Origin of the sequence: Lunatimonas sp. (assembly GCF_020832325.1) — a bacterium.
In the GTDB taxonomy this organism is placed as follows: Bacteria; Bacteroidota; Bacteroidia; order Cytophagales; family Cyclobacteriaceae; genus Lunatimonas.
In genome coordinates this window covers 41376-59374 of sequence record NZ_JAFIEU010000048.1, presented here as the reverse complement: position 1 = coordinate 59374, position 17999 = coordinate 41376, and the positions used below count along the sequence as shown (strand labels likewise).

The 17999-nt window shown below is 42.7% G+C and carries 16 protein-coding genes and 1 other RNA gene; 4 read left to right on the top strand and 13 right to left on the bottom strand.

Annotated features, from left to right (window positions below):
* Positions 1 to 312: 312 nt before the first annotated feature.
* The 8 genes from JJU34_RS19190 to JJU34_RS19155 all read right to left on the bottom strand — a co-directional run bounded on the left by JJU34_RS19190 (position 313) and on the right by JJU34_RS19155 (position 5737).
* Positions 313 to 1380 (bottom strand): BF3164 family lipoprotein, encoded by a 1068-nt coding sequence (locus tag JJU34_RS19190; RefSeq protein ID WP_228694042.1) that lies wholly within the window; start codon positions 1378 to 1380, stop codon positions 313 to 315.
* A 1-nt stretch (position 1381) separates the two neighbouring features.
* On the bottom strand, positions 1382 to 1873 hold the full coding sequence (locus tag JJU34_RS19185) for a hypothetical protein (RefSeq protein WP_228694041.1): 492 nt from the start codon (positions 1871 to 1873) through the stop codon (positions 1382 to 1384).
* A 262-nt stretch (positions 1874 to 2135) separates the two neighbouring features.
* On the bottom strand, positions 2136 to 2354 hold the full coding sequence (locus tag JJU34_RS19180; RefSeq protein WP_228694040.1) for a hypothetical protein: 219 nt from the start codon (positions 2352 to 2354) through the stop codon (positions 2136 to 2138).
* A gap of 260 nt (positions 2355 to 2614) precedes the next feature.
* Entirely contained in the window at positions 2615 to 3721 is a 1107-nt protein-coding gene (locus JJU34_RS19175; protein WP_228694039.1) for a 6-bladed beta-propeller, read from the bottom strand.
* A gap of 554 nt (positions 3722 to 4275) precedes the next feature.
* Positions 4276 to 4605, bottom strand: coding sequence for a hypothetical protein (locus tag JJU34_RS19170; RefSeq protein ID WP_228694038.1), 330 nt, complete (start codon positions 4603 to 4605; stop codon positions 4276 to 4278).
* A gap of 218 nt (positions 4606 to 4823) precedes the next feature.
* Positions 4824 to 5237 carry a hypothetical protein gene (locus tag JJU34_RS19165; protein WP_228694037.1) on the bottom strand — a complete coding sequence of 138 codons (414 nt, stop codon included), beginning with the start codon at positions 5235 to 5237 and terminating at the stop codon, positions 4824 to 4826.
* 61 nt (positions 5238 to 5298) lie between these two features.
* Positions 5299 to 5490: a hypothetical protein gene (locus tag JJU34_RS19160; protein ID WP_228694036.1), complete on the bottom strand. Its 192-nt coding sequence runs from the start codon at positions 5488 to 5490 to the stop codon at positions 5299 to 5301.
* A gap of 82 nt (positions 5491 to 5572) precedes the next feature.
* Complete coding sequence (locus tag JJU34_RS19155; protein WP_228694035.1) at positions 5573 to 5737, bottom strand: hypothetical protein; 165 nt, start codon at positions 5735 to 5737, stop codon at positions 5573 to 5575.
* Between the two features lie 40 nt (positions 5738 to 5777).
* On the opposite strand from JJU34_RS19155, the gene JJU34_RS19150 reads away from it, so the two are divergent.
* Positions 5778 to 6971, top strand: coding sequence for an ATP-binding protein (locus tag JJU34_RS19150; protein WP_228694034.1), 1194 nt, complete (start codon positions 5778 to 5780; stop codon positions 6969 to 6971).
* A 515-nt stretch (positions 6972 to 7486) separates the two neighbouring features.
* Here JJU34_RS19150 and JJU34_RS19145 read toward each other — a convergent pair.
* The 3 genes from JJU34_RS19145 to JJU34_RS19135 form a co-directional block, all read right to left on the bottom strand.
* Positions 7487 to 8092 (bottom strand): Uma2 family endonuclease, encoded by a 606-nt coding sequence (locus JJU34_RS19145; RefSeq protein WP_228694033.1) that lies wholly within the window; start codon positions 8090 to 8092, stop codon positions 7487 to 7489.
* Between the two features lie 152 nt (positions 8093 to 8244).
* Entirely contained in the window at positions 8245 to 8811 is a 567-nt protein-coding gene (locus tag JJU34_RS19140; RefSeq protein ID WP_228694032.1) for a DUF3109 family protein, read from the bottom strand.
* A gap of 218 nt (positions 8812 to 9029) precedes the next feature.
* A complete protein-coding gene (locus JJU34_RS19135) occupies positions 9030 to 11495 on the bottom strand; it encodes a TonB-dependent receptor (protein ID WP_228694031.1) in 2466 nt (821 codons plus the stop codon).
* Positions 11496 to 11723: 228 nt separating this feature from the next.
* Here JJU34_RS19135 and rnpB point away from each other — a divergent pair.
* An RNA gene (gene rnpB / locus JJU34_RS19130) (RNase P RNA component class A) lies at positions 11724 to 12148 on the top strand.
* 24 nt (positions 12149 to 12172) lie between these two features.
* Positions 12173 to 13330 (top strand): sigma-54 dependent transcriptional regulator, encoded by a 1158-nt coding sequence (locus JJU34_RS19125; protein ID WP_228694030.1) that lies wholly within the window; start codon positions 12173 to 12175, stop codon positions 13328 to 13330.
* 188 nt (positions 13331 to 13518) lie between these two features.
* On the opposite strand, the gene JJU34_RS19120 is transcribed toward JJU34_RS19125, so the two are convergent.
* A complete protein-coding gene (locus JJU34_RS19120) occupies positions 13519 to 14517 on the bottom strand; it encodes an acyl transferase (protein WP_228694029.1) in 999 nt (332 codons plus the stop codon).
* A 75-nt stretch (positions 14518 to 14592) separates the two neighbouring features.
* Here JJU34_RS19120 and JJU34_RS19115 point away from each other — a divergent pair, with 75 nt between their 5' ends.
* Positions 14593 to 15267 carry a hypothetical protein gene (locus JJU34_RS19115; RefSeq protein WP_228694028.1) on the top strand — a complete coding sequence of 225 codons (675 nt, stop codon included), beginning with the start codon at positions 14593 to 14595 and terminating at the stop codon, positions 15265 to 15267.
* Between the two features lie 28 nt (positions 15268 to 15295).
* Here the strand turns inward: JJU34_RS19115 and JJU34_RS19110 are convergent, their stop codons facing one another.
* Entirely contained in the window at positions 15296 to 17710 is a 2415-nt protein-coding gene (locus JJU34_RS19110; RefSeq protein WP_228694027.1) for an alpha-ketoacid dehydrogenase subunit alpha/beta, read from the bottom strand.
* Between the last annotated feature and the right edge of the window lie 289 nt (positions 17711 to 17999).

Below are 17999 nucleotides of genomic sequence, written 5' to 3'. Positions count from 1 at the left end.
CCGGATATTAGCGTACTCGACCGTCGTATTTTGATGGTCGTTTTGCTCTTGGGCTGACCGTAGGATTTTGAAATAAAGCTAAACCAAATCAAAACCAGACATAAAAAACGTAAAAGAGACAGCGACCGGTATTACAAAAACGATGGCTACTTTAACTTAGTAAAGTAGTATTAACCTAATAACCTTTTGGTCACTTTCATTTAACAGAAATTTGTAGTAACTTAATCTTCTGTTAAAATTTACAAAGATGAATAGTAATGAAATAAATATAAAAAAAATTGATAAATTAATAATGATTTCCTTTTTCATCTTTTATAGTTTATATTTAAGTATAGGGAATTCTTCCTTGTCCTCTCCAAGATTAATGGCATATAATACCCCATTCCTTTCATCAACTACGAATTGACCAAGATATACCCTATCCAATAAGAATGTTTTAATTAAATCTCCGGACCATTTAAATTTATGCAATTGCATCATACCTTTATTTGTAACGTATTTCTCCGTTGTTCCATTAACAGCTAAAGCATAAAAATAATCCCTCCCGGAATAGCACGCGTTGAAAAATATGATACTGTCAGGTGTGCCAAAATTTTCCGAATCGGGAATATATCCATAATTCTCTTCAAAGCTTAAATAATTGAGAACATTGAAGTCTAAATCTAAAAATTCAACTCTATTTAAATAATGCATGGCTGAAGCAATGATGTTTTTTTCAGAATTAAATCCTAAAAAACTATAGTAAAGCATGGGATATTTTTCGGTTAGATAATTCTGATTCAATTTTGGAAAGTAATTTGACCAGGTCAATTTTTTATCTTTCAATCCAAAATTAAAAAATCGACCACTTCTCTTATCATATGACCCTCTGTAATTTCCTTTCAGTGTTGTATCTCCCGATATGAAAATGTCAGTAAAGCCTCGCATAAGTTCAGCAGGCAATCTAATGGACCACGCTACATTAATCTTATTTGATTTTAAACTCTTTGAAAGATTGATTTTAGAAAAATTGTTTTTCTGAAAGTCAGAAATATAAAAATAAATACTATCTCTATTTATAATAAATTGATTATTAAACCATGGATATAGAAAGTCATTTGGACCATCACCCAAATTCCCGAAAGCCCCCAAAAACGACAAACTTTTCAATCCGTAGAAATTAAAAATCGGTTCACTAAATTTATCCATCACCAGTAATGTTGTATCAATTATTCCTAGTGTTTTTATGTTTAAAACTTCAATTTCCGGAACTCCGCTACTGCTAAGAATTTTAGCGTTTTTAACTATTTCACCCGAAATAACCCTTTCATTATTCTTATTGTGTTTGTCTCCACAAGAAAGCATGAAAAACACTAACCCTAAAAACATTATTTGTTTCATATTAACTATTTATTAAATGCCTGAATATGTTGTCAATGTGGCGTTCTTGTAAAGGATCTCCTACAGCTAAAATTCTATTGTCACTATTAACCAGTAAAAATTTATTTAAATACATAAAGAGATTGTTATCGTAAATAAATAACCTGTCATTCATAAAAAATATTTTAAATTTTGGGTTTATGATGCTATCGTAATAATGATGAACTGTGTTGAAATTTCCACCAAAAAATATAATATATATATCTGTATCTTCGTAATCTTTTTGTCCAAAAAATGTATTCCAGTCATTGAAGTTTTTAATGCATATAGTACAACCCGAATCAACTATTGATATAATTATTTTTTTACCACTACTAATGTTTTTAAAAATAAAACATAAAGAATCATTTTGCTGTAGATTGTTAAATTTGACTTGATAACCAATGATATCTTTATTTACATTTATGTATTCTTTATGATCTAATTGAGTACATTTATTGATATTAAAATTCATCAAACAAATGCACATTATATAAATTAATATGTGAAAATTCATTACTCCGTGATTTTAAATTAATGAAAGAGGTTGTATCAATAGTTAAAATTTATGATCAAATAATTGAATATCTAGATATATAATTTTAAATCTTTAAAACATTGGTTTTCTGTATTGTTTTGAAGTTGGGCTATCCAGTAATATGTATAATGGTTAAAACACCACAATATATTGACTTAAATACAGTTTTAACTAGTGATACAACCTCCTTGATTGACTATCAAGGTGTGCAATTTCCTTGATTTCTATAGGTGCTTGCGGTTCGCTCTACACAACCATTGCAAAAGGTTATATGGGTTGTACCTTCATTGTATTCATTGTAACAAGAAACATCTGATCCGCTATTTGCCTCTGAGGTGAAAGTATTAAACAACCCCACACTCATAGCCACTACACCTGCGGCTAAGGTTACTTTTTTTAATGTCATTTTCTTTTTCATGATATAAATGATTTTAGTTTTACATATCTGAAAGTTTCAAAAAAAATATGTAAAATAAAATAGGTTAAAGGCTATTTCCCGTGAATGGTAGGTATTATCCCGTGAATGGTCACCTTTTTCATGTGAACTGGTATTTGGATAAAGGTAATTAGGTAACTGTATGGTTGTCAATGACCTGAAAAATTTAGTGATTTTTTGTGTCGTTCTCTAATGCATACCTTTAACACTCCTAATTATTGCCATATTCAAAGCTAAATCCGTTATTTTCCACTATTTCTATCACCCTTTATACTCGGAGATACTAGACGATAAAACACAATTAATGGATTTTTTTCCTCCATTCCGTCCTCGGTCCCTAGGATGGAGTAAAACATATTCCCTTTTAGATGTCTTGGTAAGCTTTGAATCTTCATCGCCGTTACGTGAGTATCAATAGTATTTTTTAGAATTGACAATGGTATACAGTTAACTAAATCCAATAATACCAGATAATACTGCTTTTCAAATAAAAAAACCAAGCAAGCATATCCTTCGAACATTTCTACATAGGATATCCAAATTTGTTCTTCATTTTCGAATCCCGTAAAGTGGAGCAGGTATTCCGGAACCAGATGATCTTCCACTTTTCTGTAGATCGTATCTTTATGCTCAAATAATCCCTCTTGTCGAGTTTGAGGTAGGTAAAATAGGCTTGATTCATTTCGCCCGCCCAGAACTCTTGGTAACATATGGATTAACGTGAATTTTGAAATATAACTGTACAGCGGGTTTTTCTGGTGTTTGATGACTTCAAGCGTTTTTGGTTCGTATGAGCTTAATAGTACGTTACGGGCTTTTTCGTTCGAACCAAAAATACTCTCTTGAATCACCAATAACGTATCATTTTCATTGTACAGGGAAATTGGACGACCAGGCAATCGGCTTGAGCTAATGAACTTTCCGTCAAGGTCATAAGAAATTAATACCATTTTAACCCAATCTGTCACAAGGACTTTGTTTTCATTCTCTTCCAGATAAATCGCATAGGGCAAAATATATTCCATAGGGCCTTCTCCAATCTCCCCGATTGCCCGGAGAAAACTACCGCTGTAGTCAAATTTTAAAAGCCCCTGTTTTCTGTCTAAAAGGAAAAAAAAGTTTTGTGAGAAGGCTATATCCTGAACTGATGAAATAGGAGGGATTCCCTTGGCCTCGAGATTTATGGTATCCAGCATTTCAAACTGTAATTCCGGCAATCCACCAAGCAAAAACTCTTTTTGGATTTGTATGGAAGTAGTAGGCACAAGCGCATCTGAGATGTCTTTACCTCCACAATTTTGTAATAGGAAAACCGGAAAAACAAGTAAAGTGAGCGTGGTATACTTCATTTCTTTTTTGAAAGCACATCCGGTAAATTTTCCGGGAAACCGCATCCCGAAGTATCTGGGATGTCTTTGGAAACCGTATTATAGCTATTGACTCAAGAACAGGCATAAGTACCAAAACCCGTATTATAGACATATCGCCGCACCACTGCATGACACTCTGAAAAACTTAAACCAGGGTGAGGGTTATGCAATGTGTCTATGAGATAAGCATTCGCTTTCACTTGTTTCTATCGGAATAACCTCAGCATAGTGGATAAAGAGCAGTTCGGTCTTATCCTATGCCCTAAGGAAACAGTAACTCATACGGAACGGGAATCAGAAACATAGCTAAAGCAAGATTTTCTAAAATATTTTTGTAACCGAATTAGAATATTTACCTATTTCTCTATCAATCTAGCTTTTTAGTAGTTAAAATCAAACCCAAAAACACGTTTTCCCGTGAACTGACCCATTTATCCCGTGAACGGGCAGCTTTACCTTTTGAATGAAAGAGCAAATACGACTAAGTCTCAGATAATGAGGATAGGTACAACACTGTTTTAATCGTCAGTATTCTACGTCGGCAATCCCATGCCCGAAGGGCTGCCACCCCCGGGAAAATCATCTCCTCCCTCCCGGCCCCGAAGTAGATTGCATGAACGATAGCCGATGAGGCGGATGCTTCCTATGAAGATATTCTCACTCCCGACTGCCGATCGTGGCACCAAGCACGCTGCCCCGCACAAACGTTCAACCCCGCACCGGGATGGGGGCTCGGTATCTGTCAATGCCGTGGGTTGCCATCCACGGTTATTGTTGTAACGGCCCTTAAGACCGTTGGCGCATGTATGCTTGGCGTCTAGGTAATGCGTCACTTGAAAATTTTCAACCGGATGGTCTTCCATCCCTCGGGTACTGCGCCTTTCGTTAAGCGGATGGGTTTATCTGGGACATCTGTGGTAATTTGGGTAAATCTGTAATAAACAAAAAACATTCAATCTGGAGATCAAAAACCAACCACCAAAAACCCAAGCTCATCCGAAAAATTCTTTTTGCTGATACGTGTAGATGCCTGTCGATTTGATTTTCCCACCTGGCTTTGAGTGATCCATAAGAAAAATATTCAATACAAAAACCCAAAAAGCCACAAAGGTATTTTCGTACCAAAACCAATTTCAATATCATCTGCTGCAATCAAATAGGAGGATTCTCCTTTTACCTGAGCGGCATTTTTACTTTTTCCCCCTACTTCAATATGTACCCCGGAGACATAAAAATCACCCGAGTTGGGCAAGGTGACGGAAAGTTTTGCATTGATTAACTGGTTAAGCAAAAAAGTTTCTCTGATGGAACCAAGGTCTGGATGGGCTTTCATGGCAAAAGCCAAATTGGTGTTTTCCAAATAGACCTTTTCCGGCTTTTGCAAAATGGATACGCCTTTTCCCCGCACCAAAAGAAAATTCAGCATGCTGGCTTTCTCCAAATGGACAAACCAAGCGTAGATAGTTTCCCTACTGACGTCCAACTTCCTGGCCAAAGCAGATATATTTGGCTTGAAAGGTACCGACTCCGCCAGCACACCAAGGAGCTTTTTAACCTTAAACGCAGTCCCTTGGTTGTTTGAGGTAAAAGCGGATATATTGCAACATCAAGGTGGTTTTTCCGGAGCCTCGGGGTCCCTTTATGGCAAGCATGCGCTGCTCCCATTTGATGGTCCGCATGAGAAATCTATAAAAATCATTTCTAACCTGCCTGATCAAGTTGTCGTAAAAACTATACAAAACTTCCATTGAATTGTCATTTATGCTTTACAAAAGTAATTACAGTTTGTCAGTTCGAGAAGACATTTTAAGGGTTTTCTCCTAGTGTAAGCTAATGTTCTCGCTTCAATAACTGGCCGGGTATCCAATCAAAATTACACTCAGCAATCAAATTAAACCCAGCATCAGTTGCAACTTCAACCATTGCCGCTGCCAACACAAAAAGATTCAATACATCCGTTAAAAATCTAAAAGCTAATATTTTGAATTTACTCATTATCTTGAGTATTTTTACTCAATATAATGAGTAAAATAATATGGCCTACCAAAGAACAGAAAAATCAGGTTTGTTGAAACGGCTGAAAGACGAACCCAGGAGATTTATACAGGTCATCTACGGACCTCGACAGGTAGGCAAGACTACCTTAGTAAGGCAGGTGATGGAAGATCTTGATTTCCCTCACTTGTCGGTGGCCGCCGATGCAGTTCCTGCCGGAGATGGTAGGTGGATAGCAATGCATTGGGAAACCGTCCGGATCCGACAGCAACAGCAAGCTGACAAACCTTTTCTTTTGGTAATCGATGAGGTTCAGAAAATCATCAATTGGTCCGAGCAGATCAAAGCCGAATGGGACAAAGACACCGCAGATGGCAGGGATATCAGGGTTGTTCTGTTGGGTGCATCCAGGTTGATGCTACAGCAGGGGCTCACCGAGTCTTTGGCAGGTAGGTTCGAATCCACTTACTTGGGGCATTGGACCTACAAGGAAATGAAGGATGCATTTGGTCTCACAGCTGAGGAGTTTGTGTGGTTTGGGGGATATCCGGGTGCAATAACGCTAAAAGAAGATGAAGACCGATGGAAAAGCTATGTCCGTGACGCACTTTTGGAAACGAGTATCTCCAAAGACATCCTTATGCTAACCCGGGTGGATAAGCCTGCCTTGATGAAGCGTTTGTTTGAATTGGGCTCAGCCTATTCCGGACAGATCCTGAGCTATACCAAAATCATGGGACAACTAACCGAGGCAGGCAACACCACCACTTTGGCCAATTACCTGGAATTACTCCATGATGCCGGCCTGCTGGGTGGCGTTGAAAAGTATAGCCCCAATATGATCCGGAAACGCGCTTCCAGTCCCAAATTTCAGGTTCACAATACAGCAATCATGTCAGCGATTTCAAGCGAAAGTCTTTACACCATCCTTAAAAACCAAGAAGCCTGGGGAAGGTGGGTGGAATCTGCCGTAGGTGCTCACCTCATCAATCAGGCATTTAAAAACAAAAAGCTAACTGTCCACTATTGGCGGGAAGGCAATGACGAGGTGGATTTTATAGTGGCCTACAAAAACCAAGTGATTGCCCTTGAAGTGAAATCCGGAAAAACAGGAAAGCTATCCGGCTTGGGCGCTTTTAATGAGAAATTCAAACCCGCAAAATCCCTCCTGATCGGGGAGGCAGGGATTCAATGGCAGGAATTTTTGCAATTAAATGTGCTGGATTTATTTTGAATGACAGACCTTGCGGCTTTCATTTATTGGTTTGTCAGGGATAAAAAATAACCTATATTTACCTGAATATCATTTATTTAATGCGCTTATAAAAAATTTACTCAATATATTGAGTAAAATTACTCAATATATTACTCAATGGAAGGTCATAGGTATTACCGAAAATCTAAACCTAGCATTTCGGTTCTGGAAAAACACCTAGATGGGTACTCCATTGCCTTAAGTAGATATTGATCCGTTCCACTGCCAATCAATAATAGAACGCCCACTATTTCTGGGATAGTATCCGGTAAAACAGAATCATTGGATTTCTTTCCTCTTCCCCATTCCGGTGAATCGCCAAACAAAAAATCCTTCTGGATCTCTATCGTTTTGATAGATACTAGGGTATCCTCATCACCTTTATCTCCACAATTTTGCAACAGGAAAACTGGAAAAAGGAATAAAGTAAATTTGGTATACCTCATGTTATTTTTGGAAATCGTAGGTTGAAGATCCGTAGCCAAAAGAACTTACTATAATCCTCCAAACACATCATCCAACTCCAGCTCAAATCCGGGAACAGCTTGAGAACTAACCTTATCACCCGGGGTGAATAAACGGGAGGCGCGGTATCGCTGCTCATCTAGGGTATAAATTAGAAGCGTTCGCTCATCCGGATGGATGACCCAGTACTCCTTCACTCCAGAAGCCTCATACACGTCGTATTTTAACTTCAGGTCTTTTCTATTATTGCCGGGAGAAAGTATCTCTATGATCAAGTCCGGCGCCCCTAGACAGCCACGTTCGTCTATCTTCTCCGCATCACATATGACACACAAGTCCGGTTGGACAACGGTATCGATATCTTCATTCTTTTTGGAAGCCACCGGAAGCCGCACATCAAAAGGAGCCGAAAACACTTCGCAAGGCTTACCCTTTAGCAAATCGTACAGCGAGTAGAAAATTTTTCCGGATATCCGTTGATGAATCACTCTTGGCGCGGCTGCCTGCCGAAACACCTTTCCACGGATCAGTTCCACCATTTCATCTATCTCCCAGGTAAGGTAATCCGCATAGGTATAGGAACCGTAAGCAAAGTCGGGTTCGTTGACTGTGTTTTTTTCCGGTTGCGTTTTCATAGGACGTACAACATACTTGAATGAGTTATAAAAATAATAAAAACCAATCAATTCTACGAAAAGGCCACAAGGGCACTTTGCCGACAAAGCCTATTTCACTATCACCTGACGCAATTTTGAAAACCGGAGTTGACCTCAATTCCAAAAAAAAGCTAGGCCCCTTCAATCTCCTCCACAAGTTGGGCGTACCAATCCTCTCCGTATTTGCGGATAAGTGCGTCTTTCAGAAATCGGTACAGGGGCACGCCTAATTGCCTGCCGAGCACGCACGCAGCATCACAGATGTCCCAACGGTCGTAGTTCAGTGCATCATATTGATCGTATTTGGTCACACGAATGGGGTAAAGATGGCAGCTTATCGGCTTACGAAAGGTGGTTTCCCCAGCTAGATAAGCCTCCTCTATTCCACACTTTAACACCCCTTGTGCGTCTGTAAGGGAAAACGCACAGGCACCGTTTTTTCCGATGGTAGCCGTTCCCTTCTCATTCTCTTGATCCAGTTCCCATACTCCCTTTTTTTCGATAGAAGCCACACCTTCCTGAGATAAAAATGGCTTGATTCTTTCATACTCCTGCTCCAGCAAACGAATCTCTTCCTCTTCCAGAGGAGCTCCTGCATCTCCCTCCACACAGCAGGCACCCTTGCATTTGGACAGGTCACAAACAAAAAAATTTTCTTTGATATCGTCACTCAATACCGCGTTTTCTATGATGATCATGTGAAGGAAGTTTGGCTACAAAGGTAAAAATTAATTATTGACAGACCACAGCCAACAAACAAATCCTTGTTACGCGAGCGGAGGGGTTTCTGCAATCTCTACAAAAAAAGCCGCCTCATCGAAATGAGGCGGCTTAACCCAGCACTATGAAGAAAAGCTTGTCTAAGCCTTATATATCTAGAACTAGCGGAGACCAAAAAGGTTTAATAAATTTTACACTAAAATCTGAATTCATATCCCAAAGTAACAAATCTGGGCAACCCTACACGAATGCCCTGCGGTCTGCGCGTTGCTATATACCGCTCATTGAACAGATTCTTAACCGTAAAATTAAATCTGGAATTCCACTTACCTACCTCGTAAAACAGATTCGTATCCATCAAAAAATATGCCGGCAACTGACCTATTCTTCCATCTGCGGATGGCGCCACGGTATTTAGCTCATCGGTAAACTGATTGCCCACATAGTTAGCCGAAATCCTTGCCCCTAAGCCCATGTTCGTTTCGAAGGTCAACGCTGAATTTATAAACCATTCCGGTGCATATGGAGTACGGTTTCCGTTTATATTTACATCTCTGATAAACCGATCATCCGAGTAGGTAGAACGCACATAGGTAGCATTCACGTCGTAAGTAAGTCCAATGGATGAAAATCCCAGCAACTGCCCGAGGTCAAAAATTACCGCAGACTCTATCCCCTGATGCAAGGTGGCACCGGCATTAACTACTCCAAACCCGATCCCCCCGGCCGACTCTGCGACAGGTATGATCTGATTGCTAAAATCCATGCGGAAGCCTGTCAGTTCCATAAATAGCCATCGACTAATTTCCGACCGGAAGCCCAATTCAAAATTCCAGCTTTCCTCCGCATCCAAATCCAGCGCATCTCCCGTGGAAGTGATGGCGTCTTTGGTCCGCGGTGGCGCATACCCTTTATGAACACCTCCAAATACGCTCACCTGTGTGTTAGGTCGGTAATTAAACCCAGCTCCTGGAATAAATTCCTGAATGGTGTTTGCCGCCACCAAAACAGTATCTCTAATGCCCACTCCGGCAAATTCGCGTCGATTGATGTCACGCTCGTAATGAAACCGCTCCATTCGTAAGCCGGCACTTACCATAAATTTGTCTGTCAAATGCAGCTTGTTTTCTGCATAAGCACTCCATGCCTGACCGGTACGAACCTCGTCTTCCACCAGGTTTCCACTTTTCACACCGGCTTTGGTTCCATTTACCCGTTGCTCAAATGCCCTCTCATACAGGAGCCGCGTACCAATTACCAAATCATTCCTTTTGTCAAACAAACTGTGTTTGGCTTCCAGGCGTGGTTCCACACCAGCCACTTCAAATTGCCTGTCGCGATTACCCGTTCCGTTCCGCATAAAAATGGCCCCGCCTGGAATATCGGTATCACCCCAAACCACTCCGGTCCAATTTGGTGGAGGTGTATTGCTATTGTTGATGGCAAAATCCTGACGGCTCCAGTTTCGCGTTGTGGTATACCCATAGGCGATTGTTCTAAGCTTCACATTTTCGCTGAACCGATATTTGTGACTAAAGCTCATCGAGTACCTTCGAACGTCCAATTGATCATCGGGAGCCAACCGAGTAAAATCCTGTCCGCCCCGATCGTACATCACCTGATTAATGCCAATATAGGTAGCGTTTGAAACTTCATCGTACACACCGAGCTTCACACCCAGCTCCGACTTATCACTTAAGCTAAAAAGAAGCTTGGTATTAAAATCGAGGATATCAAAATCTGTAGAACCGATATTATCCGCACGTTTCTTCAACAGGTTTACCTGAAGTCCCGTGTTTCCAAAGGTGTTCCCATAATTTACCATACCACTGAAAAAGCCGCCTTGTCCGCCCTGTATACGAACACTACCCTCCTGCTCTTGGGGCGGATTTGGTGTCAGGTAGTTCACCACTCCTCCGATGGTCTGCGGCCCATACAGGATTTGGCCGGAACCCTTCAGAATTTCTATGCCAGCCATGCGGTCTATGGCAGGTGTGAAATACATCTCCGGCTCACCATACGGGGCCAGCGCTATTGGTACCCCGTCCTCCAACATCAACACCGATCTACTTCTGTCAGGATCCAAACCGCGAATACCTATATTAACCCGCATACCCACACCTTCTTCGTCCACTACGTGGACACCGGGTGACCTGCGCAACACCTCGTTCCCACTCAAAGGTGTAATGGAGGCAATTTCTTTTTTGTCTATATAGGTAACGGCACCGGGTACTTTGCTGAAAATCCGATCTTTGTCAGATACCACCGTAACCTGTGGCATCTCCACTCCAGATTCCAAAAATGCCAACTCCAGTTCTTGTACACGGCCGTTGATCACTTCTACCTCCCTCAAAAATGACTTGAACCCTACCGCTGACACTTTGAGCGTGTAGTTACCATCCTTCAAGTCATAGATATGAAAATCTCCGTTCAGATCCGTATGGGCACCTTTCACGGTACCCAAAATCAGCACATTGGCATAGGGGATAGGCTCTCCCTCCATCGTGGTGATGGTTCCCCTTATGGCGAGGTCTCGGTTGTTGGGGTTTGTTGGATCCGTGGAGCCGACTACAACTTCCACCGATGTAAACAATGATAACGTGGCAACCACTAGAAAAACTACTTGGCAGCGGACCACCCGAAAATAACTTTGCAGTAACATAAGGCGTAAATGGAAGGTCAATTCTTATTTAGATTAAGTTTTGATAAGGCAAAATTAATAGCTATTTAAACTTAATCCAAATAAGAGCAGTGGTTATGCGATAGTATTTTTCTATCATTTGAGCGATTCCATTGCCCTTACCCTCCTCACTCTTCGAGTGTCGGAAAGGCTTTTAAGGAATACATTTTTTGCAAGCTGCGAAACCGCTAAAAAACTGTACTTTTGTACCGTGCAAGCTGACTTGTCGCTCTGTCCCGATTTCGATCGGTACGGGGAGGAAAGTCCGGGCAACGTAGAGCGCCATACTTCCTAACGGGAAGGGGTCATGCTGGCGACGGCATGGCTACAGAAAGTGCCACAGAAATTATACCGCCGTGCGCCTGTCGCAGGGTAAGGGTGAAATGGTGGGGTAAGAGCCCACCGCCCTGTTGGCGACAGCAGGGGCAGGGCAAACCTTATGGGTTGAAAGATCAAATAGGTTCCGTCGTGAAATCACCTTTCACAGGGAGTTGCTCGCTCTCATACGGAACGGGTAGATCGATTGATCCCGGTTGCGAAGCCGGGACTAGATAAATGGCAAGTTCCCTTGGCAGCAGGTGTCTACCGTAAGGCTCACAAGGTGACAGAACCCGGCTTATAGGCTTGCACGTTTTTTTCGACCTTCAAAACACATACATATGCCTAAAATTTTGATCATCGACGATGAAAAAGCCATTCGGTCTACACTGAAAGAAATCCTCGAATACGAAAAGTACGAGGTTTTGGAAGCCCAGGACGGAGAAGAAGGCTTGGAAATGATCCAAAAACACGAGGTAGACCTAGTCCTTTGTGATGTAAAAATGCCCAAAATGGATGGCATTGAGGTTCTCACCAAAGTAGGCACCTTGGATCGTCCGCCGCAGTTTATCATGATTTCCGCGCATGGGAGCATCGAGACCGCCGTTGAAGCTACTAAAAAGGGAGCCTTTGACTTTGTCCCTAAACCCCCCGACCTAAACAGACTTTTACTTACGGTCCGAAACGCACTGGACAAGAAAAATCTGGTACAGGAAACAACGGTACTAAAGAAAAAGCTGTCCAAGAAGCTGGACATGGTAGGCAGTTCCGAAGCGTTGCAACAGGTCAAAGAAACCATCGAAAAAGTGGCTCCAACAGATGCCCGCGTGCTGATCACCGGACCTAATGGCACGGGAAAGGAACTGGTAGCCCATTGGATACATGCGAAAAGCAATCGTTCCTCCGGCCCATTCATTGCAGTAAATTGTGCTGCTATTCCTTCAGAACTCATAGAAAGTGAGCTATTTGGACATGAAAAGGGCTCTTTCACCTCTGCTTTAAAGCAGCGACAGGGGAAATTCGAGCAGGCCTCTGGAGGCACCCTGTTTCTAGACGAAGTTGGGGACATGAGCTTATCTGCTCAGGCTAAGGTCCTCAGGGCGTTGCAGGAACACAAAATCACCCGAGTAGGTGGCGACAAAGACATTCGCGTGGACGTACGCGTATTGGCTGCGACCAATAAAGACTTGAAAAAAGAAATCAAAGAAGGGAATTTTCGCGAAGACCTGTACCACCGGTTAAGTGTGATATTGATTCAAGTCCCCCCGCTCAAAGACCGGATCGAAGATATTCCCTTGTTGGTGGAAAAATTTCTCGAAGACATTGCTGCCGAGTATGGAACCTCCAAGAAACATATCCATGAGGCAGCATTGGACAAGCTAAAACAGAACCCTTGGACAGGAAATATCCGTGAGCTCCGAAATGTGGTGGAGCGTCTGGTGATACTTGGCAGCCACGAAATCAACGAAGAGGATGTGAAAAAATATGCTGACTACTAAAGTCAGCATATTTTTTACCCCTTTATTTCTTTGTTCAGGTCCATTTTGGCATACGCCGGACAGGGTTTACTGGAAGCGCAAGCCCCCATGGCCAGTAGGCCGATTAGCAACGCAATGAAGGTTAATTTCCGCATATCAATTAAATGTTTATGTGACCAAATATGATTAATTCTAAAGGCTTCGCAAAATTAATTAACCATTAAATTGCAACCTCGAAGATCTGAATGATCAAACCTCCCCAGTATTTCTAACCTACCTTCCTCGTCCCAGCGTCCCAAATCCTGCGTTTCTAAAAACGCACAGGAATGAAAATTGGCTAAATCTATCACGTTGATCCCTCCCGTTTTATTGTGCCCATAGGCAAAAGGATCGTGTGGATCTCGGATCAACACCCGTACCGAAGGGGGCAACTCGTATTTCCCACCCCCCTTAGAATACAATTGAGACATCATTTCGGTCATTCCATATTCCGAATGGATCGACCCAACCCCAAACGCAACTTTCAACCGATCATGTACTTCATCACGGATCATTTCACGCCTTCTTCCCTTCATTCCACCGGTTTCCATGACTGTCAGCCCAGGGATACGCGGGAAATCCAACCCCGAATCCGCCAAATCCAACAACGCAAAGGTCACACCTAACAACAGCACCTTTCTATCTGCAAGTTGACTCAAGATACCTAGTTTATCGACCAACTCCTGATGGTTATATAAATAGAAACCAGAATAATTCGATTTGGTTTCCTGGATAAAAAAATCTGCCATCCGGACAAGGGAACTGCCCTGCCGCTCCAAGTAGGAAGGGAGTAAGGCGATCAAATGGTAATCTGTCAATGACCCATAAAACTGCTCGAAAATGCGCTTGGCATGGGATAGATAATATTCCTCTGACCAAAAGTAATGTTTACTGTTTATTTGATCCGTAGTCCCACTACTGGAATAAAACTGATTGGGATCGGCTATCTCCCCGCAATACACCTGTTTACTTTTAAAAAACGACAAAGGCAGAAAAGGAATTTCCTCCAACTTACTTACTTTATGTATAGACAACCTCCGTGCCTCAACATATGCCCGATACACGGGATTTGCTGCCGCCTGAAGCCGAAAAAGCTGAATCGCCATTTCTTCAAAATCGCCCTCTCCGATCCTTTCTAGCGATTCTGAAAAACTTTTGAAATATTTCATCGTTATTTTACTGGTTAAAAACTATTTTTAAACAACTTTACGGAAGTACAGCACCGTTGCTAAATGAAAAAGCAAATGAAGGTAATAAAAGTTTCCTGTATCCTACTACTACTAGTTGGTGCCTATGCCTGCATCACACCTCCCGAAGGGTTCCCCAGTATACCGGAAATCAGCTTCAACAACCTGGAATATGTAGAGACCAATGAAGCGGATTCTCTCATCGTCACCATAAACTTTAAAGACCAAGAGGGGGATTTGGGACTCAATCCCAGAGACATAGATCCTCCATTCAATGAATTAATATACCCGAGGGATCAAAATGGTCAGCTAATAACCTACCGAAACAGACCTCCGGGTGCGCCATCCTTTAATAATCGGGATTGGATCATCTCGCCGCTCATTAACAATGTGCGGGTAAATGACACCATATGGGTGCAGGAAAACCCTGACTATTACAATATTTTTATTCGATTTTTTATCAAGCGAAGTGGTCAATATACCGAATTTGACTGGTCTGCACCTCCGTATTTCACCACCTTTAACGGACGTTTTCCCAGAATATTGACAGATGACCGCGACAGAGCGATAGAGGGTCAGATACGCTATGCCATGTTGTCTTTAGGATGGAACAGCATATTCCGTAACGACACCATTCGCCTTGAAATCCAAGTGCAGGATCGACAGCTACAACGTAGCGAACCGGTAACCACTCCGGACTTTACTTTGGCACAGATCCAAAGGGCTAGATAAGACGAACCATTACCTAGCGCCAAAACCACTAATAAATTCTCGGATACTTCTGTGGGTCAGCTTCGTGCATCATCGCGTAGGCTGCCTCCACCACATCGTCCACACTGGGCTTCGAAAAGTAATCCCCGTCGGAGGAATACGCGGGTCGATGATCCTTGGCCGCAATGGTAACCGGTTGGGAATCCAATGAAAAATACGCCTGCTGCTCCTCAAATACCTGCTGCATCATATACGCAGAGGCACCTCCCGGAACGTCCTCGTCTGCAAAGATCACCCTATTGGTTTTCGCAATGGATTTTCCGATTACTTGTCCTCTGTCAAAGGGAAGAAGTGTCTGCACATCTACCACCTCCAAGGAAATACCCATGCCCTCCAATAAATCCGCAGCATCCAAGACGATTCGGCACATGGCACCGTAGGTAACGAGCGTGATGTCCCTCCCTTCCCTCAAAATTTCAGCCTGTCCAATAGGAACCGTAAACTCTCCCACGTTCACCGGCATCTTCTCCTTCATCCGGTAACCATTCAGTACTTCAATCATGATAGCCGGTTCATCGCCTTTCAACAGGGTATTGTACATGCCCGCCGCCTGGGTCATATTGCGGGGTACACAGAGTAAAATACCTCTCAAGGAACCTAAAATCATGCTAATGGGCGAACCCGAATGCCAGACACCCTCCAGCCTATGTCCGCGGGTACGAATAATCAAAGGTGCCTTTTGCCCCCCTTTCGTACGGTAATGTAGGCTGGCTAAGTCGTCAGTGAGGGTATTGAGCGCATATACCAAGTAATCTAGGTACTGAATCTCCGTGATCGGCCTCAGTCCACGCAATGCGGTACCTATGCCTTGCCCAATAATGGTCATTTCCCGGATACCGGTATCTGTTACCTTTAGTTCTCCATGTTTGGCTTGTAAACCAGCAAATGCCTGGTTCACATCACCGATTTTACCTACATCTTCTCCAATGGCAAAAACAAGCGGATTGTGTGTGAGCATATGGTCAAAGCAGGCCTGCAAGATCTCTCTTCCATCCACCATCGGTGCACCGTCTTCGTATACAGGTTCAATCACCTCCACAAGCTCTGTTCGCTCGGATGATTCGCTGTATAAGTGACTGCTGTACCTGTCTTGGTTTCTTGTTGACTCTTCTTTATACCAAGCCAAAAGCTCCGCTTTAACCTCCATGGGATCCACTCGCATTATCCACAATGCCCTCCTCACCGTGCTGACTACATCCATACGAATCGGATTGAGGGTTTTGGAAAGTTCCTTGGCCAATTGAAGTACTTGATCGCGCTGACTACTTTGCATCGCTGCCCGGCGCAACAAGCTCAATGCCTGATTTAGGTCCTTCGCGATAGATTCGGTAAACGCCTTCCACGCACTTTCCTTACTGAGGCGTACCTGTCGCTTTGTCTCCTGATCTATCTCGTTAAGTTCTTCTTCGGTTGCATAGCCATTACGTAGGATATACATCCTAAACTGAGGCATACAGTCATACTCCGCTTCCCAGGCCAAACGCTCCTTAGACTTGTACCGCTCGTGGGAACCGGAAGTGGAATGTCCCTGCGGTTGTGTCATTTCGACCACGTGTACCAACACGGGAACATGCTCTTCCCTGGCAATCGCAGCAGCCTTCTCATAGGTTCTGAGCAACTCTTCGTAATCCCAGCCCCGAACTACAAATATTTCATATCCGGCTTTGTCGGAAGTCCTTCTGAATCCTTCCAGTGCCTCGGATATACTTGCCTTGGTCACCTGGTATTCATTGGTTACCGAAATACCATAGTCATCATCCCAAACCGATATGATCATGGGAACCTGCAGCACCCCTCCGGCATTCACCGTTTCCAAAAACATTCCCTCGGCTGTAGACGCATTGCCGATAGTTCCCCAAGCCACTTCCCTACCACCTTTCGAAAATTGGGTAAGATGGCGAAGTTCCGGATTTTCCTTATACAGCTTAGAGGCGTAGGCCAACCCAACCAATCGGGGCATTTGTGCCGCTGTAGGAGAGATATCGCCTGTGGAATTTTTGATTTCCATTAAGTTTTTCCAACTGCCGTCTGGATTGAGTGATCTGGTAGCAAAATGACTGTTCATGAGTCTTCCTGCCGATGAAGGATCGTTTTCTACACTCGTGTGGGCATACATCTGCGCAAAATACTGTTCCACGGTTAACTCTCCAATCGCCATCATGAACGTTTGGTCCCGGTAGTAGCCAGACCTAAAGTCACCATATTCAAAAAATCGAGCCATCGCTATTTGGGCCAACTCTTTGCCATCCCCAAATATGCCAAATTTCGCCTTGCCCATGAATACTTCCTTTCTTCCCATCAAGGAAGCATGCCTGCTGAGCATAGCCAAGCGGTAATCCTCAAGGATTCTGCCGCGATCGATTTCCACCTTCCCGCTCCGATATGACGTGGTTGTTTCTTCCATCTCAAATTCTACTTATAACTAGTTAGCGTCTGAAAACAAAATCCCCAATTGGTTCAAAAATACTGAAATTTGCGACTATTCCCAATTAATGATTAGAATATTTTCGACGCAGCATGTGTGAAAATTCTGTTTGACCAGCATTAGATATTTAAAAACAATATTTTATTTGGATTTGTGAAAACTGTCAAACAACTTGTATGCGATTTAAACGTTCTATTTGGGTAGCAATCACACGATCCCACATTGAAAAAATATTCACGTGGAATATACGAGTATTCACTTGATTGTG

Excerpts from the sequence above, each read along its gene's own strand:
- JJU34_RS19190 (WP_228694042.1), bottom strand. The coding sequence starts at position 1,380 with ATGAAACAAATAATGTTTTTAGGGTTAGTGTTTTTCATGCTTTCTTGT.
- JJU34_RS19185 (WP_228694041.1), bottom strand. The coding sequence starts at position 1,873 with ATGAATTTTAATATCAATAAATGTACTCAATTAGATCATAAAGAATAC.
- JJU34_RS19180 (WP_228694040.1), bottom strand. The coding sequence starts at position 2,354 with ATGAAAAAGAAAATGACATTAAAAAAAGTAACCTTAGCCGCAGGTGTA.
- JJU34_RS19175 (WP_228694039.1), bottom strand. The coding sequence starts at position 3,721 with ATGAAGTATACCACGCTCACTTTACTTGTTTTTCCGGTTTTCCTATTA.
- JJU34_RS19170 (WP_228694038.1), bottom strand. The coding sequence starts at position 4,605 with ATGGAAGACCATCCGGTTGAAAATTTTCAAGTGACGCATTACCTAGAC.
- JJU34_RS19160 (WP_228694036.1), bottom strand. The coding sequence starts at position 5,490 with ATGGAAGTTTTGTATAGTTTTTACGACAACTTGATCAGGCAGGTTAGA.
- JJU34_RS19155 (WP_228694035.1), bottom strand. The coding sequence starts at position 5,737 with ATGAGTAAATTCAAAATATTAGCTTTTAGATTTTTAACGGATGTATTG.
- JJU34_RS19150 (WP_228694034.1), top strand. The coding sequence starts at position 5,778 with ATGGCCTACCAAAGAACAGAAAAATCAGGTTTGTTGAAACGGCTGAAA.
- JJU34_RS19145 (WP_228694033.1), bottom strand. The coding sequence starts at position 8,092 with ATGAAAACGCAACCGGAAAAAAACACAGTCAACGAACCCGACTTTGCT.
- JJU34_RS19140 (WP_228694032.1), bottom strand. The coding sequence starts at position 8,811 with ATGATCATCATAGAAAACGCGGTATTGAGTGACGATATCAAAGAAAAT.
- JJU34_RS19135 (WP_228694031.1), bottom strand. The coding sequence starts at position 11,495 with ATGTTACTGCAAAGTTATTTTCGGGTGGTCCGCTGCCAAGTAGTTTTT.
- JJU34_RS19125 (WP_228694030.1), top strand. The coding sequence starts at position 12,173 with ATGCCTAAAATTTTGATCATCGACGATGAAAAAGCCATTCGGTCTACA.
- JJU34_RS19120 (WP_228694029.1), bottom strand. The coding sequence starts at position 14,517 with ATGAAATATTTCAAAAGTTTTTCAGAATCGCTAGAAAGGATCGGAGAG.
- JJU34_RS19115 (WP_228694028.1), top strand. The coding sequence starts at position 14,593 with ATGAAGGTAATAAAAGTTTCCTGTATCCTACTACTACTAGTTGGTGCC.
- JJU34_RS19110 (WP_228694027.1), bottom strand. The coding sequence starts at position 17,710 with ATGGAAGAAACAACCACGTCATATCGGAGCGGGAAGGTGGAAATCGAT.